Origin of the sequence: Streptomyces sp. NPDC051976 (genome assembly GCF_040680795.1) — a bacterium.
Taxonomy (GTDB): domain Bacteria; phylum Actinomycetota; class Actinomycetes; order Streptomycetales; family Streptomycetaceae; genus Actinacidiphila.
Map to the genome: position 1 here is coordinate 81,055 of NZ_JBFAXL010000016.1, position 23,918 is coordinate 104,972.

At 73.3% G+C, this 23,918-nt stretch carries 10 protein-coding genes; 8 read left to right on the forward strand and 2 right to left on the reverse strand.

What is annotated here, in order from left to right; translation table 11 throughout:
- Nucleotides 1-47 precede the first annotated feature (47 nt).
- Nucleotides 48-437, forward strand: coding sequence for a nuclear transport factor 2 family protein (locus AB0M29_RS18525; protein ID WP_365383753.1), 390 nt, complete (start codon nt 48-50; stop codon nt 435-437).
- A gap of 94 nt (nt 438-531) precedes the next feature.
- Entirely contained in the window at nt 532-1,110 is a 579-nt protein-coding gene (locus AB0M29_RS18530; RefSeq protein ID WP_365383754.1) for a dienelactone hydrolase family protein, read from the forward strand.
- Nucleotides 1,111-1,173: 63 nt separating this feature from the next.
- Here AB0M29_RS18530 and AB0M29_RS18535 read toward each other — a convergent pair whose 3' ends face one another.
- Nucleotides 1,174-2,079, reverse strand: a complete 906-nt coding sequence (locus tag AB0M29_RS18535) for a LysR family transcriptional regulator (RefSeq protein WP_365383756.1) — start codon at nt 2,077-2,079, stop codon at nt 1,174-1,176.
- Between the two features lie 128 nt (nt 2,080-2,207).
- Between AB0M29_RS18535 and AB0M29_RS18540 the strand changes: the two genes are divergently transcribed.
- Both AB0M29_RS18540 and AB0M29_RS18545 read left to right on the forward strand, forming a co-directional pair.
- The gene (locus AB0M29_RS18540) at nt 2,208-3,197 is read left to right on the forward strand and encodes an SMP-30/gluconolactonase/LRE family protein (RefSeq protein WP_365383757.1); all 990 of its coding nucleotides are present in this window, start codon (nt 2,208-2,210) and stop codon (nt 3,195-3,197) included.
- A 22-nt stretch (nt 3,198-3,219) separates the two neighbouring features.
- Nucleotides 3,220-3,870: an HAD family hydrolase gene (locus AB0M29_RS18545; RefSeq protein WP_365383758.1), complete on the forward strand. Its 651-nt coding sequence runs from the start codon at nt 3,220-3,222 to the stop codon at nt 3,868-3,870.
- 24 nt (nt 3,871-3,894) lie between these two features.
- Here the strand turns inward: AB0M29_RS18545 and AB0M29_RS18550 are convergent, their stop codons facing one another.
- On the reverse strand, nt 3,895-4,437 hold the full coding sequence (locus AB0M29_RS18550; protein ID WP_365383760.1) for a GNAT family N-acetyltransferase: 543 nt from the start codon (nt 4,435-4,437) through the stop codon (nt 3,895-3,897).
- 986 nt (nt 4,438-5,423) lie between these two features.
- Between AB0M29_RS18550 and AB0M29_RS18555 the strand changes: the two genes are divergently transcribed.
- The 4 genes from AB0M29_RS18555 (at nt 5,424) to AB0M29_RS18570 (ending at nt 23,839) form a co-directional block, all read left to right on the forward strand.
- Entirely contained in the window at nt 5,424-6,518 is a 1,095-nt protein-coding gene (locus AB0M29_RS18555) for a LysR family transcriptional regulator (protein WP_365383761.1), read from the forward strand.
- Nucleotides 6,519-6,887: 369 nt separating this feature from the next.
- Nucleotides 6,888-8,099 (forward strand): cytochrome P450, encoded by a 1,212-nt coding sequence (locus AB0M29_RS18560; RefSeq protein ID WP_365383763.1) that lies wholly within the window; start codon nt 6,888-6,890, stop codon nt 8,097-8,099.
- A 104-nt stretch (nt 8,100-8,203) separates the two neighbouring features.
- Entirely contained in the window at nt 8,204-9,928 is a 1,725-nt protein-coding gene (locus AB0M29_RS18565; RefSeq protein ID WP_365383765.1) for a fatty acyl-AMP ligase, read from the forward strand.
- 201 nt (nt 9,929-10,129) lie between these two features.
- Entirely contained in the window at nt 10,130-23,839 is a 13,710-nt protein-coding gene (locus AB0M29_RS18570) for an SDR family NAD(P)-dependent oxidoreductase (protein ID WP_365383767.1), read from the forward strand.
- Nucleotides 23,840-23,918: the final 79 nt, after the last annotated feature.

A 23,918-nucleotide genomic window follows, 5' to 3' on the forward strand; every position in this document is an offset into this window, starting at 1 on the left:
GCGCTGTTGGCCGTCAGGGCCGGAGCGGGTCGGATACGGTGGCGGGCATGGGCACCGACCGTATGGATGATCAGTTGACGTCCGGACTGCTCGCCGCCGAGCGCCGTCTTCAGGCCGCGCAGCTCGCCTCCGATGTCGAAGCCCTCGACCTACTGCTGGACGACCGCCTGGTCTTCACAGGCCCCGACGGGAGTCTCCAGGGGAAGGGCGACGACCTGGAGGCCCACCGCAGCGGCCGCCAGCGCATGAGCGGTGTGGTGGAGGAGGACCTCGCGGCCCTGGTCGTGGATACGACCGGCGTCACCTGGTTCCTCGGGACGGTCTCCGGCACGGTGGACGAGCAGGAGTTCGCGGCGCGCGTGCGCTATACGCGTACCTGGGTCCACACCGCCGCGCACGGCTGGCGCGTCATCGCCGCCCACGTCGGCCCGGCCTGACACGCGCAAACGCGGCGGCGGTCCCGGACTGTCAGTGCCGGCGGACATACTCGTGCCGCGGTGCCGCCCGGGCCCGGAGCACGAAGGGAGCGACATGGCTGAGGTACTGGTTTTCCACCACGGGCACGGGCTGACTGCCGGCGTCCGCGAGTTCGCCGAGCGGTTGCGAGAGGCCGGACACACCGTCCACGTCCCGGACCTCTTCGAGGGGCAGGTGTTCGACAGCCTGGAGGAGGGCATCGGCTACGCCGAGAAGATCGGGTTCGGCACGTTCGTCGCACGCGGAACCGCCGCCGCCGAAAAGCTGCCCGCGGAACTCGTCTACCTCGGGTTCTCGCTCGGCGTCCTGCCGGCGCAGAAGCTGGCCCAGACCCGCCCCGGCGCAAAGGCCGCGGTGCTGATCGAGGCATGCGTCCCGGTGTCGGAGTTCGGTGGTGCCTGGCCCCAGGGCGTCCCGGTCCAGATCCACGGCATGGACGCGGATCCGTTCTTCGCCGCAGAGGGCGATGTGGACGCGGCCCGCGCTCTCGTCGAGACGGCGCAGGACGCCGAGTTGTTCCTCTACCCGGGCGACAGGCACCTGTTCACCGACAGCAGCTTGCCGTCGTACGAAGAGCAGGCCGCGACGCGAACCACCTCTCGGGTGCTCGGCTTCCTCGACCGCATCAAGTAGCCCGGCAGCCTCGACTCCCCGTCGCTCCGCCCGGAGCCCAGCGGGGTGGAGCCGGGCCTGACCTCAGACACCCGCGACCCAGCCCTCGCGGCGGGCGACTTCGCGTGCCGTGCTGATCAGGAGACCGAGTGCGGGTGAGGTGTTGTCCCGCTTCCACACCATGCGCAGGTCCAGTGGCGGGAGGTCGTCGGTGAGGGCGACGGTCGTCGTTCCGAGCGGCACCCGGCCGGCCGCGCTGCCCGACACGAGGGCGAAGCTGCGCCCGTCCTGGAGATCGAGATGGCCCAGTCCGTGGATGGGGTTCTCCCAGAACGTGAAGGTCTCCCCAGTGCGTTCGAGGGCGGCCGCCATGAAGTCGTACCGGTCCGGGGCGAGTCGGCGCGGCGGGTGGCAGAAGCGCTGGCCCGCGAACTCCCTCAGCCCGGCGCGGCCTTGCCGGGCCAACGGGTGTCCGTCCGCGACGACGGCGACGAGGCGTTCGCGCCGCAGGGGCTCACTGCGGTACTCCGGACGCTGCGGGAGGTCGCGTGACAGCGCGATGTCACAGGTGTCGGCCAGCAGCGCCGCGTCGAGTTCGGGAGACCAGCCCTCGCTGACGTCCACGGTCACCCCGGGATGGGCCTCGCCCATCGCGGCCACCAGGCGCGGCAGCGTCTCGAAGACGGCGGAATAGATGTAGCCGACGCGGACGGTGCCCAGTTCCCCCCGCCCCGCCAGTACGGTGCGCTCGATCAGGCGGTCCGAGTCGGCGAGGATCGCCCGGGCGGACTCCACGAAGACCCGGCCCGCCTCCGTCGGCCGCACGACAGGCCGCCGTTCGAAGAGCGTCACGCCCAACGTGCGTTCCAGCTCACGTATCTGACGGCTCAACGGCGGCTGCGCCATCACGAGCCGCTCGGCCGCCCGCTGGAACCCGCCCTCTTCCGCCACGGCCACCACGTACCGCATGAGCCGGAGATCGATCGCCATACCCGGAGGGTATCCCCGGGGAACCGAACCGATCTTGGACACCCGGCGCGCCCCGAAACCACACTGAACCCGAGATCGCCGCCTGCGCTCGCACAGCGGCCGCACGCACCACGAACGGAGACTTCACCGTGTCCACCCGTCACCGCCTCGCCCTCGCCACCCTCGCCGGCCTCACCGGTCTCGGCCTCGTCGCCGGGGCGGCCGCACCGGCCGGCGCCGCCGAACCCCCGGTCAGCCACCCGCACGTACTCGTGGACTTCGACTTCGCCGGAGGGCAAACGCCCGAGAACATCGCCCTCGAACCGGACGGCGCCGCCGACGAGAGCCTCGCCTTCGCGGCCGCGATCGTCCGCATCACGCGCGGCGGAGCCGTACAGCCGCTGGTCCGGCTACCCTCGTCGCCCACCACCGAGTGCTCCTACCCGCACGCACACGCCGTGGCCATGGGCATCGCCCGCGACCACCGCGGCGACCTCTACACGGTGCTGTGCACGGGCAGCGCCGACCAGCAGGGCATCTGGCGGCTCACCCCCGGTGGCGCCCTCACGCGCGTGGCCGCGCTCCCCGCGGACGGCTTCCCCAACGGGATCGCCTTCGACGAGCACGAACGCCACCTCTACGTCACCGATTCGCTGCTCGGCACCGTCTCCCGCGTCGACGTCTCCGACGGCACCGTCACGACCTGGGCCCAGGGACCGGAACTCGCCCCCGACGGCGGGCTCGGCGCCAACGGACTCAAGGTCCACGACGGCGCGGTCTGGGTCACCGACACCGAGCGGGGCACGGTGCTGCGCATCCCCGTCCTCCGCGACGGCAGCGCGGGCCCCGCGACAGTGATCGCCCGCGGCCTCCCGGGAATCGACGACATCGCCTTCACCGGACCGCAGCGCTCGGCGCCCCTCCTCGCCACCCTCAACCCCCAGAACGAGGTCGTCCTCATCGACCCCGCCGACGGCACCGCCACCCCCGTCCTCACCGCCGCCGACGGCCTCTCCAACCCCAGCTCGCTCGCCGTCAGGGGCCGCACCCTCTACGTCAACAGCGCCGCCTACGCCACCAGGACCCGTCCCAACCTCCTCCTCGCCCACCTCGATCACCAGCTGATGACGGGCGACTGACCGAGGGCCGTATGCTGCCGGGATGATCAAACCGTTTGAGCTGGTGATATTCGATTGCGACGGGGTGCTGGTCGACAGCGAACGCATCGCGGTGCGCGTCCTGGTGACCCTCGGCGCGGCGTTCGGGTGGCCGCTCACCGCGCAGGAGGCGATGGCCCGGTTCGTCGGGCGCTCGCACGCCGACAACCACCAGCAGGTCGTCGATCGGCTGGGGGAGGAGACCGCCGCGCTCTGGTCGAAGCGGTTCGAGGAGCTCCACCGCGAGGCCGTGGACTCCGAGCTCGTCCCCGTCGACGGCATAGCTGAGGCACTGGACGCCCTCACCCTGCCGACCTGCGTGGCCTCCAGCGGCTCGCACGAGAAGATGCGGCACACACTGGGCCGCACGGGGTTGTACGGGCGCTTCGAGGGCCGGATCTTCAGCGCCACCGAAGTCGCCCGCGGTAAGCCCGCTCCCGATCTCTTCCTGCACGCCGCCCAGCACATGGGCGTCGACCCCTCGGCCTGCGCCGTGATCGAGGACAGCCGTCCCGGTGTGCTGGCCGCCCGCGCCGCGGGCATGCGCGCCTTCGGCTACGCCGGTGGGCTCACCCTGGCCGAACACCTCGAAGGCCCGGGCACGACCGTCTTCCACGACATGCGCCAGCTTCCGGCGCTGCTCGGCGACCGCTGACCTTCCGTACGCCGCCGGGCGCCGTCACCGTACGCGGCGGCGCTCACCGACGTGCGCGGGCACGGGCTTCTCCAGAAGGGTGAACGACTTGGGCGGACCGGCCGGTTGGGGCTTGCCTGCCTTGTGGCCGACGGCCTGGTAACCGGCGTTCAGGTAGTACGCGTTCAGCCGGGCGTTGCCGGCCACGCAGTCCAGGCGCACCAACGCCCGGCCCGCTTCGGCCACCCGGCGCTCGGCGGCCTGCAGCAGCAGGCGCCCCGTCCCCGGCGCCGCACCGCTCCGGTCGACCATGAGGCGGTGGACGTAACCGGCCACGGGCGGCTGGGTCCCCCAGGCGTCCTCGTCCTCCCACCACAGCTCCCAGGCCCCGACCAACCGGGCGTCGGTCTCCGCCAGCCACACCTCCCCGATCGTCATGATCCGGCGGAAGTGCTCCTCGTCCAGCTCGCCGGGCCGCCACTGGCCGGTGATGCCCCGTGTGAGCATCCAGCGAGCGGCATCGTCACGCAGTCGGACGAGAGCGGCCAGATCGGCGTCGGCGGCGAGCCGAAAGCGTATGTCGTTCACCCCGCGATCTTCACACGGAAACGGGCTTGGCCGCCGCTGTCACCGCGGTCATGGACGTACTCGAGCGCGGCGAGCGCACCCGCCAGGGTCCCGTCCGCCCCGACGGGGAAACGCCTACGGACAAATCGGCGGACCGTCACGAAAGTTCGCGGTTAGGGCATCAAAGGGTGATCAAAGGGTGCCGTCCGCTTGTGTAGATCGGTAATGGCGCCATTGACAGGTCGTAATTCCGGGCGTTAATGTCCAATGCTGTTGGAATATTTGACCTCGCGAAGTGCTGCCAGTACACATGGGGGCGGGATATCCGAGCGCACACGCGATCTCTTGCAGCAGACCCCGCACGGATGTCGGACGCGCAGTGTCGGAACGCGCGCTCCATCCGCCCCGCCGCCCGCAGGCCGTGGGTCTTTCGAGGGCCCGGGTCACTCCGGGGTTGCCGAAGCCGTCCTGTTGCTCCCCACGGATGTTCAGCGCGGCGGCCGGGCATTCCTGTGAGGAGAATTTCGTGTTTCAACGACGTTTCGCCACCTTGGTGCCACCGGCAGCCTTCGCGGTGGGCGGATCTCCCTCGTAAACGCCGCATCCGTAAACGTGTTCATGGCGACAGTCACGTGACCAGCTGACCATCACACCGGCAGTGGGGCAGCGAGGCGATATCACGCCGGAACGCCGGTGGACGGCAGCGGTCCGCGACGGTTTCGCAAGGCAACAACGGATTCACCACGTGCCCAGCAAGGCGCATCGGGCCTGCGGCAGCAGAAGTCCGGATGCCCATGACCTAGGAGCAGTCACATGAGCGCAGCCGTTGTCCAAGCCCCCCGCGAGGCGGGAGTGCCCGATCGCGGACTGTCCAGCCCGGATCCGCGGTCCCGACACCGCCGTACCGTCCGCTCGGGTCCGTTATTACCGGGCTGGTGGACGGGACCGGTCAACTCCTCGCCGCCGCGCCTGCCTTGCTCGCCGACGCACGAGGGACTGGCTGAGCGATGAGCGGCCCGCCGTTCCCGGGGGAGCGCCCCCTCTCCGGCTCGGGGACATCCGCAGCCGACCTCGACGCGACGGAGCTGACCGCGCGCGAGCTCCGGGACGCCGCCCTGCTCCAGACGCCCTGGCTGCGCAGCTTCCTCGCGGTGGCGGACCAGGGCGGCTTCGGCGCCGCGACGACCGTACTGTCCCTGTCGCAGTCACGGGTGAGCGCCCATATCGCGGCGCTGGAACGCGCGCTCGGGGTGACCCTCTTCGACCGCAAGGCGCGACCGATCCGCACGACCGGGGCGGGCGAGCGGTTCCGCGGCTACGCCGTGAACGCCCTGCTGGAGCTCCAGCGCGGCGTCGAGTCGGCCCGCAGCACCCTCGACGACGTCGTCGCGCACGTGAGTATCGGCAGCTACCCCTGCGTCAGCTCGACGTACCTCCCGTCCGTGCTACGGGAGCTGACGTCGCATCACCCCGGCATCACGATCGAGCTCCGCGAGGGCACCGCGTCAACGCTGGAGACGATGCTCGCGAGCGGAACCATCGATCTCGCGTTCCTGCCGATGCTGCCCCACATGCGCGGCGCCAGGCTGTGCCACCGGACGATCTGGCGTGAGGACGTCGTCGCCGTGATGCGCGAGGACGCCCCGCTCGCCCGGCGGGCCACGGTCGGCATCTCCGACCTCAGGAACCTGCCACTGATCGGGATGCCGGGCGGCGGCGAGGAGGAGGGCGGCGGGTTCGACCTCCGCAACACTCTTGGCGACGCCGTCAAGAGAGCCGATATCGCCTATCTGACCGACCAGCCGGCGACCCTCGTCGCTCTGGTCCGCTCCGCCTTCGGCATCGGCGTCATCAACCGCCTCGCGCTGCAGACCGCCACCGCGGAGGGGCTGGCCGTCCGCACCATCGACTCTCCCACCGCTCGGCGGGACGTCGCCCTGTTCTGGCCGCGACGGCGCGCGGGCGACGCTGTCGTCAGAGCGTTCCTCGACGCGCAGGAGCGGGCGCAACTCCCGCCCTGCGTGAGCGCGGTGCCAGGCCGACCGGCACCGCCCGCGATCCCGACGGTTCGTGGCGTCAGCCCGGAACTCGCCGCCAGATAGCCCGGAACTCGCCGGGCGGTAGTGCCGAACCCGCCGCGCCCAGGACCATGAACAACAGGCGGCGCCCGGTGTCATGAATCTCACGCCGAGTGCGCGTTTTCCGACGGGGGGCAGAAGGACTGACCTGCGAGCATTCGCCTTACGGATGGCGGCGTTCTGTTTTTCGCGCTACCGCGGCCAACACCCTCTGGCCTATGGTTCGTTACAGGACGGCCCCCCGGCCGGTGGCTGGATCCCGCACCCGATCGGCATTCACGATGGCCGATTCCCCCTGCACGTACCCACTTCATCCCACTGATTCCAGCACCCTCTCAGGCGCTCCTTAAGGGTTTCCCCGCCGACGTGGCGCGGCCGATTACCGGAGGAATTGTGTCCCTCGAGAACAGCGACGCCATACCCCGCGAGTCACTGGCCCCGATGCACTGCTTACGTGCCAGTGAGCCACTCGGGCCGCCCTTCCTCAGCGAGTTGCGTACCGGGGCCCCGGTGTGGGTGGTCCAGCGCCACGCGGACGTCCGGCAGGTGCTCACCGACCGGCGGTTGAACAAGGCCCATCTCTTCTCTCCCGACGCGCCCGCTCTCACCCCGTACCCGAATCTGATGGACAACCCCGATATCCTCCCCAGTCTCGACGGGCTGGAGCACCGGCGGCTGCGCGGCCTGGTGAGCCGTGCGTTCACGCCTCGCGCCATCGCCCGCTGGCGTCCCTGGGTCTCCTCGGTGGTGGACGACCTGATCGACCAGCTCGCCGCGGAACCCCAACCGGCCGACCTCGTCGCCGGCTTCGTCCGCTCACTGCCCATCGCGGTGCTCAGCCGTCTGATGGACCTCGACGACCTCGACCGCGACCGCCTGCTCTACTGGGGCGACCGTGCCTTCGCCACCACGGCGTTCCCCTCCGAGGAAGTCCAGGAGGCGATGGACGACTTCGTCGCCTTCGGTGCCGGCCTGGTGGCCCAGCGCCGCGCCGAACCCGGCGACGACCTGGTCAGCTCCCTGATCCAAGCCGCCGACGAGGACGGCGAGTTGACGGAGCAGAAGATCGTCTCGCTGACCATCCTGCTGGTGATCGCCGGGCACGAGGTCACGACGACCGCCTTCGGCAACACCTTCGTCTATCTGCTCACCGACGGCCGCGACACCTGGGACGCGCTGGGCAAGGACGAGAGCCTGGCCCCGGCGGCGGCCGACCAGTTGCTGCGCGGAATCCCGATCAGCGACCGGGACGTCCTGCCGGGCTTCATGCGGCGTGCGGTGGAGGACGTGGAGGTCGGCGGTGTGCTGATCGAGGCGGGGAGCCTGGTCGCGGCGGACACGATGATGGCCAACATCGACCCGGACGTCTACCCCGACGACTGGCGTACCGACCCCTTCACCTCCGCGGACACCCCGCATCTGGCCTTCGGCGCGGGCCCGCACTACTGCCTGGGCTCCTGGCTGGCGAGGCTGGAGATGGAGCTGGCCCTGCACCGGCTGCCCAGGCGGCTGCCCGGCATGCGGCTGGCCGTGTCCCCGCAGGACATCGACTGGCGCCGCGGCCTGCTGACCCGCAGCCCGCAGAGCCTGCCGGTCACCTGGTGACGGGACCGACGACGAGCCGGTGGTGAGTGCCGATCGCACGCCCTGCTCCGAAACGCTTCCCCGCTCGCCGACCAGGACAGACTAGGACAGGTGGGATTCCACACATGGCTCGTTCACTGGTCGACCTACTGACCGCACACGCGTCGCAGCAGCCCGACCGCACCGCCTACCGGTACCTCGTGACCGGCGACAGCGACGCGGAGACCCAGGAGATCTCGTACGGGCGACTGGCCCACCGCTCCCTGGCCGTGGCCGCCTGGCTCCAGGAGCGCGGACTGGCCGGCTCCCGCGCCCTGCTGCTCTTCCCCGCCGGTCTCGACTTCGTCTCCGCATTCCTGGGCTGCCTGGCCGCCGACGTGGTCGCCGTGCCGGGCGTCCTCCCGCAGGGACGGTCGCAGAACCACCGTGCGCTGATCCGCATGAAGCGGCTGATCGCCGACGCCGACGCCGGGGTGATCCTCGGCACCCGCGACGTGATCGGCGCCCTGGAGACGTGGAAGGAGACCCTGCCGGAACTGGACACGGTCATCGGCGTCGCCACCGACGACATCCCCGACGAGGCGGCCGGCTCCTGGCGCGAACCCGGCCTGACCGGCGACTCGGTCGCCCTGCTCCAGTACACCTCGGGCTCCACCGTCGCCCCGCGCGGTGTTGTGATCACCCACGCCAATCTGCTGGACAACGAGCGGATCATCACCGAGCGGATGGGCCACACTCCGGACGCGCTCGCGGAGCACGATCACGAGCTGTTCGTGAGCTGGCTGCCCGCCTACCACGACATGGGTCTCATCCTCCCGATCCTGAACACGCTGTACCTCGGTGCCACGGCCACCCTGTTCTCGCCGCTGCACTTCCTGCAGCGTCCGGAGCGCTGGCTCACCGCCATCAGCCGCTACCGCCCGCACACCAGCGGAGGCCCCAACTTCGCCTACGAGTTGTGCCTGAAGCACGCCACCGCCGATCTCGTCGACAGCCTCGACCTGAGCGCGTGGAAGGTCGCCTTCAACGGTGCGGAACCGGTACGCGCCGCCACACTCCGGCGGTTCGCGGAGACCTTCGCCCCGGCCGGACTGCGCCGCGAGGCCCTCTACCCGTGCTACGGCCTGGCCGAGGCCACCCTCATGGTCACCGGGAACGCGGTGGACACCCCGCCGACCCTGCTCCAGGCCGACGCGAGCGGCCCGCATGCGGGGACCGCGGACGCGGCGGCCGTCGGCTGCGGCCGGGCAGGGACCGGCCTGACCGTGGCCATCGCCGATCCCGAGCGGCGGGAGGAGAAGGCCGAGGGCGAGACCGGCGAGATCTGGATCGCCGGGGCGAGCGTCGCCAAGGGCTACTGGCGCAACGCCCTCGCCACACGCGAGACGTTCCGCGCCACCCTGCCCGGCCACGAGGACCGCTTCCTGCGGACCGGCGACCTGGGATTCCTGCGGGGCGGCGAACTGTTCGTCACCGGCCGCGTGAAGGACCTCCTCATCATCGACGGACGCAACCACTACCCCCAGGACCTGGAGCTGTCCGCGGAGTTGTCCCACCCCGCGTTGCGGCCCGGCTGCACCGCCGCGTTCTCCGTCGACGCCGGCGTCGAGGGAGAACAGCCCGTCCTCGTCGCCGAGGTGGCGCCCGAGGCGGCCGCCGACTCCGAGACCATCGGCAACCTGATCCGCGGCGCGATCGGCGAGGCCCACGGGCTGTCCGTGCACGAAGTCGTGCTGGTCCACCCCGGCACCATCCCCAAGACCTCCAGCGGGAAGATCCAGCGCCGCGCCACCCGGGCGGCCTACCTGGACGGCACCCTCTCCGCGGTCGGGGCGCCCGCCGCGCGCTGACGTCACGCCCGTCACCGGTGCGGGCGTCCGCGCCGGTGACAGGCCCACCGGCGCGGATCCGCCGTACACCACCGGCCGTGCGCCACCGGCCGTACATCACCGCCCGTACGCCACCGGACACCGTCGTCCGCAGCCCGCACCCGTACCCGTACCCATGTCACGGAAACGACCCGAACCTCTGCCCGAGAGGACACCTGGCTCATGCCTGCGAACGAGTTCTCGCAGCGGAACACCGACACGCCCGCCACCCCCGAGAGCCTGCGCGCGTGGCTGGCGTCGGCCGTCGCCGAGGCCACCGGGGTCGACCCGCTGGCCGTCGACCCCGACCGGCCGATCGCCGAACTCGGCCTGGGATCACGCCAACTGGTGACCATGGCTGCGGAACTCGCCGCGCGGACCGGCCGTACGGTGGAGCCGTCCTTCGTCTTCAACCACCCCACGATCACCGAACTCGCCCGCGCGATCCTCGACGACCGCCCCGCCACGCCGAGCACCGGCCGCCCGCCCGCCGGCACGCGCGCACGCGCGGACGACGACATCGCGATCATCTCGATGGCCTGCCGCTTCCCCGGCGGCGCCGACAACCCCGACGCGCTGTGGCGGCTGCTCGCCGAGGGCCGGGACGCGATCTCCGAGGTTCCCGCGGGTCGTTGGGACACCCGAGGGCTGTACGACCCGGACCCCGAGGCGCTGGGGAAGGCGTACACCCTGCGCGGCGGCTACCTCGACGGCATCGACCGCTTCGACGCCGCCTTCTTCGGGATCTCCCCGCGCGAGGCCGACGCCATGGACCCGCAGCAACGACTGCTGCTGCAGACCGGCTGGGAGGCGATCGAGCGGGCAGGCATCGTCCCCGACACGCTGCACGGCACCTCCACCGGCGTCTACATCGGGCTCTACGACAGCGGCTACCTCGCCTCCGCCCCGCTGGACCGGCTCGACGGCCACGTCGGCACCGGCAACGCGCCCAGCGTGGCGTCCGGGCGCATCGCCTACACCCTCGGGCTGCAGGGCCCGGCGGTCACCGTCGACACCGCCTGCTCCTCGTCCCTGGTCGCCCTCCACCTGGCGGCCCGCGGGCTGGCGGGCGGAGAGTGCGACCTCGCGCTGGCGGGCGGTGCGACGCTCCTGGTGACTCCGCGCGGGCACGTCGAGTTCAGCAGGCTGCGCGGCCTGTCGCCGTCGGGGCAGTGCAGCCCGTTCTCCGCCGACGCGGACGGCGTGGTGTGGGCCGAGGGCTGCGGTGTGGTGCTGCTGAAGCGGCTCGCGGACGCCCGGCGCGACGGCGACCGGGTCCTCGCCGTGATCAAGGGCTCGGCCGTCAACCAGGACGGGCGCAGCCAGGGCCTGAGCGCTCCCAACGGCCCGGCGCAGGAACGGGTGCTGCGCGCCGCGCTGGACGCGGCCGGACTGGAGCCGGACGACCTGGACTACGTCGAGGCCCACGGCACCGGCACCCGGGTCGGCGACCCCATCGAGGGCGGGGCGCTCTCCGCGGTCTTCGGACCGGGCCGCCCGGCCGGGCGGCCCCTCGGCGTCGGCTCCCTGAAGTCGAACATCGGTCACACCCAGGCCGCGGCCGGCATCGGCGGTGTCATCAAGACGGTGCTGGCCCTGCGCAACGAACTGATACCGGCCTCCCTGCACGCCGAGACGCCGACGGAGCACATCGACTGGGCGCGCGGCGGCCTGCAAGTGGCCGGCACCGCGAGGCCATGGCCGCGCGGCGGTGACCGCGCGAGGCGGGCCGGGGTCAGCGCGTTCGGCATCAGCGGCACCAACGCGCACGTGGTGCTGGAGGAGGCGCCGGACGACGTCCTCGAGGCCGACGCGGAAGCGGGGCTGACGGGCCCGGCCCTCTTCCCGCTGTCCGCCCGCAGCCTCCCGGCACTCCAGGGACAGGCGGAGCGCCTGTACGCACACCTCGCCGCGCGACCGCAGGCGCCGCTGCCCGGGGTCGCCGCCGCCCTGGCCCGTCACCGCACGCACTTCACCCACCGCGCGGTCGTCCAGGCGGGCCACCAGGACGAGTTGCTCACCGCGCTGCGCGCTCTCGCCGACGGCCGACAGGACGCCGACGACACCGCCCTGACCGTCGGCCCCTCGCAGACGCCGCCCGCGGGCAAGGTCGCCTTCGTCTTTCCCGGCCAGGGAGCGCAGTGGGCCGGCATGGCGCGCGACCTGCTGGAGACCGACCCGGTGTTCGCGGAGGAACTCGACCGCTGCGACGCCGCTCTGCGACCGTTCACCGAGTGGTCGGTGGCGGCCGTGCTGCGCGGCGACGCGGACGCACCGTCCCCGGACCGGGTGGATGTCGTCCAGCCGCTGCTCTTCGCGGTGATGGTGTCCCTGGCCGCCGTATGGCGGGCCCGGGGCGTCCGGCCGGACGCCGTGGTCGGACACAGCCAGGGCGAGGTGGCCGCCGCCTGCGTCGCCGGAGCCCTCAGCCTTAACGACGCGGCCGCGGTGGTCGCCCTGCGCAGCCGGGCGCTGACCGCGCTGTCCGGCACCGGTGCCATGGCCGTCGTCGCCCTGCCGCACACCGAGGTCCAGGCCCGCCTCGACACTCTGGGCGGCCGGGTGTCGGTCGCCGCCATGAACAGCGGCCGGGCGACCGTGATCTCCGGCGAGGTGGAGCCGTTGCGGGCGCTGCTCGACGACCTCGAACGCGAGCAGGTCTTCGTCCGCCGCCTCGACGTCGACTACGCGTCCCACAGCGCCCAGGTCGAACCGGTGCGTGACACGATCCTCGACGAACTCGACGGCGTCACCGCCGGTCCGCCGTCGACGGTCGCCTGGTACTCGACGGTCACCGGCGAGCCCGTCACCGAGGAGCTCGCGGCCGACTACTGGTACCGCAACCTGCGCGCCCCCGTCCGCTTCGCGCCCACGGTGGAACGTATGACGGACGACGGGTACCGCCACTTCGTCGAGCTCAGCCCGCACCCCTCCCTGGTCACCGCCCTGCACACCATCGGTGAGGACCGCGGCCACGAGGTGGTCGCCGTCGGCTCGCTGCGCCGTGACGAGGACGGAGCCGCCTGCCTGGACGGCATGACCGCCCAACTGCACGTGCACGGACGGGCGGTGGACTGGCGGCGCCTGGTCGCCGACACCGCGCCGGAGGACCTGCCGACGTACGCCTGGGACACCCCGCGCCACTGGACCGACCCCGGGACCGCCGCCGGGGCCCCCGGCCTTCTCGACCGCGCCGCGCATCCTCTGCTCGGCATCCAGCTGCGGTCGGCGGACGAGACCCGCTGGACCTTCCGCAACGAATGGTCCGCGGACACCGCCGACTGGCTGCCCGACCACACCGTGTTCGGCCGGACCGTGGTGTCGGGCACGACCCTGATGGAGCTGTGCCGTGCCGCCCTCGCCGTGGCCCGCCCGGACGCCCCGGGCGACGTGACCGACCTGCTGCTGGTCGCGCCTCTCGTACTGCCGCCGTCCGGGACGGTCGAGGTGTCGGTCGAGCTGGCCACCGCCGGTCCCGTACCGGAGATCACCCTGCACAGCCGCCCGCGCGGCCAGGGGCCCGCGGCCTGGACCCTGCACGCCACCGCCTCGGCGGCCGAGTCCACCCCGGTCACCGGACAGCCGCCCGTGTGGCCGGAGGACCCGGAACCGGCGTGGTCCCCGCAAGTCTACGAGCGGATGGCCGCGTTCGGTCTCGGCTACGGGCCGGCGTTCCAGGGCGTCCGCGAGGCGGCGGCCACCGGCGGCGGCGAACTCCTGGCCAGGCTGTCGCTGCCGCCCGCGACCCGCGACCCGGCCGACCCGTACCCGGTGCACCCGGCACTGCTGGACGCCGCGTTGCACGTGGCCGCCGCCTTCGGGGAAGACATCTCCTCCGAGGGCCGCGCGTTCCTGCCGGCCGCGGTGGACCGCGTCACCCTGCCCCACCGGGGCGGCGACGACATCAACGCGTCGGTGCGGCGGACCGGCGGGAGCGGAGACGACCTCACGCTGGACGTGACGCTGTGGGACGCCGACGGCCTCCCCGCGGGACGGCTGGAAGGCGTACGGCTGCGGGCGGTCGCACCCGCGGACCTCACCGCCCACGCGGGCAACGGACGGCACCTGTACGAGGTGGCGTGGACGGCCGCGCCCGAACCGCCCGCTGAGAACCCGCCCGGGGACTGGACCGTTGTCGGGGACCGGTCCGACCCGGAGGTGGCCGCGGCACTCAGCGGCGTCGAGACGGCCGGGACCAGACTGCGTGAGACGGGCGGCGACGTTCTCGTGCGGTTCTGGCCCCGCCCGGCCGACACCGACGAAGTCGGCTCCGCCGCACAGGAGTTGGCCAGGACGGCGCTGGCGGAACTGCGGGCGCTCGTCACCGCGGACGACGCACCCGCCCGGACGGTCTGGGTGACCCGCGGCGCGGTGGCCGCCGGCGAGGGGGACGCGGTGCCGGGCCTGGCCCAGTCGGTGCTGTGGGGCTTGGCCCGCAGTGCCCGCGCGGAACACCCGGAACTCGGGCTGACCCTCCTCGACCTGGACGGCACCGATCCCGCCGAGGCCCTGGCAGCCGCCGTCACCCACGCGGAAGAACCCGAACTCGCCCTGCGCGCGGGCGCGCTGCTCGTCCCCCGGCTGGTGCGCGCCCGTGCCGTCGAGGCCCGCCACGCGCCGGACCTCACCGACGGCACGGTACTGATCACCGGGGGCCTCGGCGCGGTCGGCCGCCACATCGGGCGGCTCCTCGCCGAACGTGGCGTGGGACGCCTGCTGCTGACCTCCCGTCAGGGAGCCGACGACCCCCGCACGGCGGACGTCACCGCGGAACTCACCGCGTGGGGCGCCGAGGTCGAGGTGGCGGCGTGCGACGTCGCCGACGGCGCCGCCCTGGCCGCCCTGCTCGGCCGGATCGACGACCGGCTTCCGCTGCGCGGCGTCGTGCACTGCGCGGGCGTCCTGGACGACGGGGTGGTCACCGAGCTGACGCCCGAACGGCTGGCCCGGGTGCTGCGCCCCAAGGTCGAGGGCGCGGCCCATCTGCACCGGCTCACCGCCGGCGTGCCGCTCGACCTGTTCCTGCTGGTCTCCTCGGCCGCGGGTGTCCTCGGCAACGCCGGCCAGGCCAACTACGCGGCGGCCAACGTCTTCCTCGACCAACTCGCCCACCAGCGACGGGCGTCGGGCCTGCCTGGTGTCTCGGTGTCCTTCGGCGCCTGGGCGGGCGAGGGGCTGGCCGCGGAACACGCCGACCTGGCGGCGATGGCCCGCCTCGGCCACCGCGCCCTCACCCCCGAGCAGGGCCGCGACCTCGTCGAACTCTCCCTGCGGCGGAACACCCCGCACCTGGTCGCCTGGGCCCTCGACCTGGCCCGTCTGCGCGACACCACAGCCGCCGCGAGTGGCGCCGGCGCCGCCCTGTGGCGTTCGCTGCTGCCCGCTCCCCGGACCGGGCCCGACAGCGCCGACGGCCTGGCGGAGCGCCTGGCCGGCCTTCCGGAGCCGGAGCGCGCCGAACGTGTCCTGGCCCTGGTCGGCGAGGAGGCGACCCGCGCCCTCGGTCTGCGCTCGGCGCGGTCCCTCCGCCCCGACCAGCCGCTGCGCGAGCTGGGCATGGACTCCGTGACGGCCGTAGAGCTGCGCAATCGCCTCGGTGCGCGCCTCGGCGTCCGGCTCCCCGCCACGCTGCTGTTCGACCACCCCACCCCCGCCCGCCTCGCCGAGTACCTGCTGACCACGGCACTCGCGGCGAGCACCCGGACGAGCCGCCGCCCCGCACCCGTCGCGCGGCGGACCCGCGCCGGGACCACCGACGAGCCGGTGGCCCTGGTGTCCATGGCCTGCCGGCTGCCCGGCGGCGTGGGCGACCCCGAGGAGCTGTGGAACCTGGTCGCCGAGGGCCGTGACGCGGTGGGCCCCTTCCCGGCAGGACGCTGGGACGTGGAGTCGCTCTACGACGCGGACCCCGAGGCCCCGGGCAAGTCGTACGCCAGGGAAGGCGGATTCCTGGACGACATCGGGTCGTTCGACGCGGGCTTCTTCGACATCACCCCGAAAGAGGCCGCGGCCATGGACCCGCAGCAGCGGCTGCTGCTCGAGACCGCGTGGGAGGCGCTGGAGCGTGCCGGGATCGTCCCCGCCCACCTGGCGGGCAGCACCACCGGCGTGTACGTCGGCATGTTCGGCAGCGACTACCTGGCGGGCTCCCGGCTCGACCAGCTGGACGGATACGTCGGCACCGGCGGGGCGCTCAGCGTGGCCTCCGGCCGGCTCGCCTACCTGCTCGGACTGCACGGCCCGGCGCTGACGGTGGACACGGCGTGCTCATCGTCGCTGGTCGCCGTCCACCTGGCGGCTCAGGCGCTGCGGTCGGGCGACTGCGACCTGGCACTCGCCGGAGGCGTGACCCTGATGGTCACACCGCAGACCTTCGTGGAGTTCAGCCGGCTGCGCGGTCTGTCCGCCACCGGCCGCTGCCGGTCGTTCTCCGACGACGCCGACGGCGCCATCTGGGCCGAGGGCGCCGGCGTGGTCGTACTCAAACGGCTCAGCGACGCGCGCCGTGACGGCGACCAGGTGCTGGCGGTGCTGCGCGGCACGGCCGTCAACCAGGACGGCCGCAGCCAGGGCCTGTCCGCGCCGAACGGTCCCGCCCAGGAGCAGGTGATCCGGCGGGCCCTGGACCTGTCGGGCCTGGAACCCGCCGACATCGACTACGTGGAGGCACACGGCACCGGTACGACACTGGGCGACCCGATCGAGGCCAACGCCCTGTCCCGGGTGTTCGGTGACTCGCGTCCCCCTGGCCGCCCGCTGTTCCTGGGCTCGCTGAAGTCCAACCTCGGCCACGCACAGGCCGCTTCGGGCGTCGCCGGACTGATCAAGACCGTCCAATCGCTTCGCCACCACAGCCTGCCGGCCACCCTCCACGCGGGCGCGCCCAGCCGCCACATCGACTGGGACGACAGCGGGCTGCGTCTGCTGCAGCAGGCCGTTCCCTGGCCGTCGACGGCGGAGCGCATACGGCGCGCCGGGGTCAGCGCCTTCGGCATCAGCGGCACCAACGCCCATGTGATCGTCGAGGAGGCGCCGCCCGCCCCGGCGGAACGGGACGGCGAACTCCCGCCCACCGCCTCACTGTTCGTGCTGTCCGGGCGGAGCGAGACAGCGCTGCGCGGGCAGGCGTCCCGGTTGGCCGGACACCTGGCGTCGCAGGACGTCGCGCTGCCATCCGTCGCCCACACCCTGGCCCGGCACCGTAGCCACTTCGAATGGCGCGCGGCGATCACCGCCGACGACCGGGACGAACTGGTGGCGGCCCTGACCGAACTGGCCGCCGGACGCACCGCGCCCGTCCCGCCCCGCGACGGCCAGCCGGGAAAGGTGGCCTTCGTCGTCCCCGGGCACGGTGGCCAATGGCCCGGCATGGCAGCGGAGTTGGCCGCCGAGTCGGACGCCTTCCGTGCGGAGCTCACCCGCGTCGACGAGGCGGTGCGGCGGCACGCCGGTTGGTCGGTACTCGACGTGCTGCGGGAGCCGGAGGCGCTCGCCGCCCTCGACGGCACCGAGCGCCTGCAACCGCTGCTGTTCGCCGTCAACGCGGCGCTGGCCGCCGCCTGGCGGTCGCTCGGGGTCGCTCCCGACGCGGTGGTCGGCCACAGCCTGGGCGAGATCGCCGCCGCGTACAGCGCGGGCGCCCTCACCCTCGACGACGCCGTGGCCGTGGTGACCGCACGGGCGCAGGCCGTCGCACCCCTGGTCGGCCACGGCGGCATGCTGGCGGTGGAACTGCCGCGCGCGCGGGTCGAGGAACTGCTCGTACCGTACGCGGACCGGCTGTTCGTCGCCGCCGAGAACAGCACCACGTCCACGGCCGTCGCCGGGGAAGCGGCCGCGCTGACCGAGCTCCTCGGCCACCTCGACGAGGAAGGTGTCACGGTACGGCGGCTCTCGACGCCGTTCGCGTCACACACCGCGCTGATGGAGCCGGTGCGCGCGGAACTGCTCGACCGGCTCTCCGGCGTGCGGGCCACCGGGACATCGACGCCGATGTACTCGACGGTGTCGGCCCAGCCCGTGCCGGGCGACCAGCTCAACGCCGACTACTGGTTCGCCAACCTCCGGCAGCCGGTCCGCTTCGCGGACACCATCCGGCGGATGCTGGACGACGGCTACCGCTACTTCGTCGAACTCAGCCCCCACCCCTCGCTGCTGTCCTTCATCGAGGCGGTGGCCGCCGAGGCGGGGATCGACGCGGTCGGCGTCGGCTCGCTGCGCCGCCGGCAGGACGGACAGGGCGTCCTCCTGCGCGGGGTGGGCGAGTTGTACACCGCCGGGCACACGCACGACTGGACGGCGCTGTTCCCCGAAGGCCGACGGGCCGACCTGCCGACGTACCCCTTCGCCCGCGTACGCCACTGGCTCACCCCGGCTCCCGCCACGCGCACCGACGCCGGTTCCGCGCTCCTGGGCACGCATGTGGAGTCCAGCGACGAGCCCGGTCGGCACCTCTTCCAGAGCGACATCGACCTGAGGGACAGCCGCTTCTCCTATCTGTCCGACCACCGCGTCAACGGAGCGGTCTGGCTGCCGGGCGCGGCCTTCCTGGACATGGCCGTGGAAGCGGCGTCCCTGGTGCACGGGGGCGGTGACGTACGCCTGGCCGATGTGCGGTTCACCGAGCCACTGCGGCTGGACCGCGAGCGGCCCACGCGGCTTCAACTGGTCCTGCGGGCGCCCGTGGACGGCTCCTGCCTCTTCACCGTCGCCTCCGCGGGCGCCGACGACCGGCCCGCGCGGTGGGTGCCGCACGTCAGCGGACGGGTCGTGGTGACGGACGACGCGTCCCCGGCGGAAGATGACTTCGCCGCGGTGCGTGAGCAGTGCACTCAGGAGGTGGACCTGTCGGAGGTCTACGCCGGGCTGGCCGCTCTCGGCATCGACTACGGACCCGCCTTCCGGGGTCTCGTGCAGGGCCGCCGAGGGCACTCCACGGCCCTGGGCCGGCTGGCCGCCACCCCCGCGGCCGGCCACCTCCTGCACCCCGCGGTCCTCGACGCCGCCTTCCACACCGCCACCCTGCCCGCTGACGCGCCGCGGGGCCGGGCGTTCGTGCCCGCCGAAGTGGGATCGCTGCGGTTCACCGGCGTGCACGCGACGCCCGCCTGGGCCAGTTGCCGTCTGCGGTCGGTGTCCGCCGACGAGGCGGTCCTGGACCTCGCCGTCTGGGGCGACGACGAGCAACTCCTCCTGCACATCGGGGAGTTCCGGCTGGCGGCGCTCTCACCGCTGGACAGCGCGCTCTTCGAGACCCGCTGGCAGCCGCTTCCCGTGGCGCAGGAACCGCCTGCCCCGGGCCGCTGGCTGATCCTGGGCGACGGCAGTGGAGTGGCCGCCGAACTGGGGGAGCGGCTCGACTCCTCGGTCCCGCATGTCGTCGTCCGCCCGGGCACCGAGTTCGCCATCGAGGGACCCGAGCGGTACGTCCTCGATCCGGCCGATCCGCGGCACCTGGCCCGGCTGCTGGAGGAGGCGTTCCCGGACGGGCCGCCCGAACGGGTGGTCCAGCTGTCGGCACTCGACGCCCCGGCGATCGAGGACGCCGCGTCGGCCGAGGAGGCCGCCCGGCTGTGCTGCCTGAGCACCCTGCACCTGGTGCGCGCGCTCGCCGACCGTCCGCGGGGCCGCGCTCCCCGCCTGTTCGTCGTCGTACGCGGCACCCAGGCCGCCGGTGACAGCACCCGCGTCACCCACCCCCAGCAGGCGCTCGCCTGGGGCTTCGGACTCACGGTGGCGCAGGAGTACCCGGAGCTGTCCACCACACTCATCGACCTGCCGCCCACGGGCGGCGCCGACGACCTGTGGACACAGCTGAGGCACGCCGACGACGAACGGCTCGTCGCCCTGCGCACGGGCGGCCGCCTGGTGCCGCGTCTGGCCCGCACCCGCCCGGACGACGGCCACGGCGACGCCGGCGCGGACGGCGCGATCCTGATCACCGGCGGCCTCGGCGGCCTCGGCCGGGTCGTGGCGGAACGCCTGGTCCGCCGGGGGGCCCGCAGCCTGGCCCTGATGAGCCGGGGCACGCCGGACGCGGAGACCGGCAGGTGGATCGCGGGTCTCGAAGAGCGCGGCGTCACCGTACACCTGGCGCGCGCCGACGTCGCGGAACGGGCCGGTCTCGCGGCGGCCCTGGACGCCGTACGACGCGATGCCGGCCCGCTGTCCGCGGTCGTGCACGCGGCCGGTGTACTCGATGACGCCACCATGGCGAACCTGACCGACGAACGCGTCCTGCGCGTGCTCGCCCCCAAGGTCCTGGGCACCGCCCTGCTGACCGAACTGGTCCCGGAAGCACGCACATTGGTGCTGTTCGCCTCGGCGGCCGGACTGCTCGGCTCGGCCGGCCAGAGCCCGTACTCGGCGGCGAACGCCTTCCTCGACGCCTGGGCGCACCACCTCTCCCGCACCGACCGGCGGGCGCTGAGCCTGGACTGGGGCGCGTGGGCCGGTGTCGGCATGGTGGCCGAGTCCGCCACCCGGGCCGCCGAGACGAGCCGGTCGGGCCTGATCCCCTTCTCGCCCCAGGAGGGCGGCGAGCTGTTCGACCGGGTACTGACCACCTCCCGCCGCCAGCTCGCGCCCCTGGCTCTCGACCGGGAGACGCTGGCGCTCGTTCCCGATCTGGCGCGCACCCGGCCGATCCTTCGCGACCTCGTGGCCGCACCGAGCGATACGGCCGCCTCGGACGACCTCGTGAAGAAGGTGTTCGCGGCGACGACCGACCAGGACCGCGCCACCCGGCTCGAAGCGTACGTACGCGCCAGGGTCGGCGAGGTCTCCGGGGGAGTGGTGGACGCGTCCGCCACCATGGCCCTGAAGGAACTGGGCCTGGACTCCCTCATGCTGGTGCGGCTGCGCAACGCCCTCGCCCGCGACCTGGGCGTCGAGCTCCCCGCCGCGGACATCTTCGCGGCGTCCGGCATCCGCGGCCTCGCGCAGACCCTCGGCGAGGCCCTCCCGGAGCGGGAGGCCGGGGCGGTGGAGCGGCCCACGCGCGCCAGGGAGGACGTGCCGGAGACCGAACTGCGGCCCGCGACCCGCGACGTCGTACGCCTGCTGCGCAGCGCCCAGCCGGGCATGCCGGAGGCGGCGCACGGCATCGGCCTCGCGGTACGGCTCACCACACCGACGACCCGTGGGGCGCTCACCGCCGTCGTCGACCGGCTGGTCGCCCGGCACGCGGCCCTGCGCACGGTGATCGTCACCGGCGGCGAAGGCGGGTGGCAGATGCGCGTGGTCCGCGAGCCGGCCGGGCCCCTGCTGCGCTGGACGACCCCCGAGGGCGAAGTCGACGCCGCCGACCGGCTCCGCCGGCTGCTGGAGCCGGCCTTCGATCCGGCCGACGCGACGATGTGGCGGTTCGAGCTGGTGGACGGTGACGCGCCGGGCCAGATCCTCGTGTTCGGCGCACACCACGCGGTGAGCGACCTGCAGTCGCTGCTGCTGGTGGCGGGGGAGATCGACGCGGAGCTGTCCGGCACGCCACTCGGGGCCGCCGTCACCAACCGCGACATCGACCAGCTCGTGGCGGCCCAGCAAGGCGGTGAGGGGACGGCCGCCGGATGGCGCGAGTCCTTCCAGGGCGCCCAGCGGCTCGACCTGGAGCTCGCCCGGCCGCGCCCGGCGGCACGGTCCTACCGCGCCGGCAGCGTGACCCTGACCCTTCCCGACGGCCTGATGGAGCGGGTGTCGGCAGCCGCGGGCACACTCGCGATCACTCCCGCCGCCTTCTGCCTCGGCACCCTGACGGTGCTGCTCGCCAGGAAGCGGGAACGGGAGCGCTTCGTGCTCGCCGTGCCCGTGGACACCCGGGTCCACGCCGACGCGTACGACGCGGTGGGCTTCTTCGGCGTACCGGTACCGTTCCCGGCAGAGGCCGGCCCGGGCGAACCCGTCGCCGAGGTGCTGCGCCGCACGGACGCGCGCCTGCAGCAGGTCCTGGCCAAGGGCGCCATGTTCTCCGACGTCCTGGCCACACTCGCCCGGCAGGGCCTGCACCGGCGGAACGCGCCGCTGGTCGAGGTCTACTTCAACTACAACCGCACCTCGCGCCGCCTCACCCGGCTGGAGGTGCTGCCGGCCGGCACCGGCTACTCCGACCTCGACCTGATGATCACGATGACCCCCGACGAGCGTCGCATCCGGCTGGACCACAACCTGGACATCCTCGACGCGGCGGTCACGGCGGAACTGGGGGAGGAGTTCCTGCGCTTGCTGGGGGAGACGGCCGAAGACCCCGGAGCGCTGGTCCCGGGCCTGAAGCCGGCGGCCGAGGCGGTCACGCCCGCCGACAGCGCCCAGCCGCGCCCGACCCTCGCCCTGGCCGCCACCTTCGCCCTCGGCAATCTGCCGCTGATGTGCGAGACCGCCCTCAACAACGGTGCGGCCGACCCGGGTTGGGCGATCGCCGAGGCTCCCTACCACCAGGTGCTCGCCGCCCTCCAGGCCCCCTCCGGCGTCTTCTCCGACCCGTCGACCGCCGTGGGCGTCGTCCTGCTGCGGGCGGCGGACCTGGAGCGCTTCGGCCCGGTGGACGACACGCTGCTCGCCGAGTTGCGCACCGCCTACCCGGCGGCGTTGACGGCCCTGGCCGAGCGCACCCGCAGGCCGCTGATCGTCGGCTTCCTGCCCTCCGCGCAGCAGCAGGACCGCCTCGTACGGTGGGAGCGCGGGATCGCCGCGGACCTGGCCGGCCGGCCCGGCATCGCGGTGGTCGGCCCCGAGGACTGGACGCGGCACCGGGCCGTCGCGGAACGCCTCGACGAGCGGACCGAGCGGCTGGCACACCTGCCCTTCACCCCGGCCTTCCAGGCGGCTGTGGCCCTGCGCCTGGCCGAGGTGGTGCGGGCGGTGCTGCGCCCGGCGCCGAAAGTGATCGCCGTCGACGGCGACGAGACCCTGTGGGGCGGTGTCGTCGGCGAGGCCGGGCCCGAGGCGGTGGACCTGACCGGTCCGCGTGCCCTGCTCGCGCGCAGGCTGCTGCGCTGGCGGGAGGCGGGCACGCTGCTCGCCCTGGTCAGCAACAACGACGAGGCAGGGGTACGGGCCGTCCTGGACCGCCCCGACAGTCTGCTGAAGCCGGAGCACTTCAGCGTGCTCTCCGCCGCCTGGGGACCGAAACCCGGCCGAATGGCCGAGGCCGCCCGCACACTCAACCTCGGCCTGGACAGCTTCCTGTTCCTGGACGACAACCCTGCCGAGATCGCCAGGATGCGGTCGGCGCAGCCGCAGGTGCTGTCGGTGACCTGCCCGCCGGCGGCCGAACTGGAGGAGTTCCTGGACCGGTTGTGGCCGCTGGTCCCGGTGGCGGCGACCGCGGAGGACGCGTTGCGGGCCCGGTTCTACGCACAGGAACAGCAGCGGGAGGCCGTCCGCGAGCACGCGGGCTTCGAGGAGTTCCTCGCCGGGCTGGAGCTGAAGGTCGACATCCGGGCCCTGTCCGACGCCGACGTCCAGCGCGCGGACCAACTCGTGCACCGCACCAACCAGTTCACCTTGCGCGCCCGGTCCGCCGACGGCGGCGACGTCGCCCGGTGGCGGGAGCGGGGCGAGGTGTGGACGGCCGCGGCCCGGGACCGGTTCGGCGACTACGGCCAGATCGGACTGCTCGCCGTGGCGGCCGACGGCGGCCAACTCGACGTACTCGCCTGGCTGATGAGCTGCCGGGCGCTCGGCCGAGGGGCCGAGGAACGGCTGTTGCAGTGGCTGGCCGACCGCGCCGACGAGCTCGGCTGCGCGAAAGTGCGCCTGACGGCGGAACGCACCGCGCGCAACGTACCCGCCCGGCGGCTGCTGGCCGCGCTCGGCGGCGGGGACCAGGAGGACGAACGCCTGGAGGCCGTGGTCACCCCGGACCAGCTACGGACCTTCCGCTCCTGGGAGACGTGAGGCCGAGGAAGACCCGTCCGGCTGGGGGCGCGGGAATCGGAGAAGGAATCCGCACACGGTGAAGGGCTCTGATGGGTGA

Excerpts from the sequence above, each read along its gene's own strand:
- AB0M29_RS18525 (WP_365383753.1), top strand. The coding sequence starts at position 48 with ATGGGCACCGACCGTATGGATGATCAGTTGACGTCCGGACTGCTCGCC.
- AB0M29_RS18530 (WP_365383754.1), top strand. The coding sequence starts at position 532 with ATGGCTGAGGTACTGGTTTTCCACCACGGGCACGGGCTGACTGCCGGC.
- AB0M29_RS18535 (WP_365383756.1), bottom strand. The coding sequence starts at position 2,079 with ATGGCGATCGATCTCCGGCTCATGCGGTACGTGGTGGCCGTGGCGGAA.
- AB0M29_RS18545 (WP_365383758.1), top strand. The coding sequence starts at position 3,220 with ATGATCAAACCGTTTGAGCTGGTGATATTCGATTGCGACGGGGTGCTG.
- AB0M29_RS18555 (WP_365383761.1), top strand. The coding sequence starts at position 5,424 with ATGAGCGGCCCGCCGTTCCCGGGGGAGCGCCCCCTCTCCGGCTCGGGG.
- AB0M29_RS18565 (WP_365383765.1), top strand. The coding sequence starts at position 8,204 with ATGGCTCGTTCACTGGTCGACCTACTGACCGCACACGCGTCGCAGCAG.
- AB0M29_RS18570 (WP_365383767.1), top strand. The coding sequence starts at position 10,130 with ATGCCTGCGAACGAGTTCTCGCAGCGGAACACCGACACGCCCGCCACC.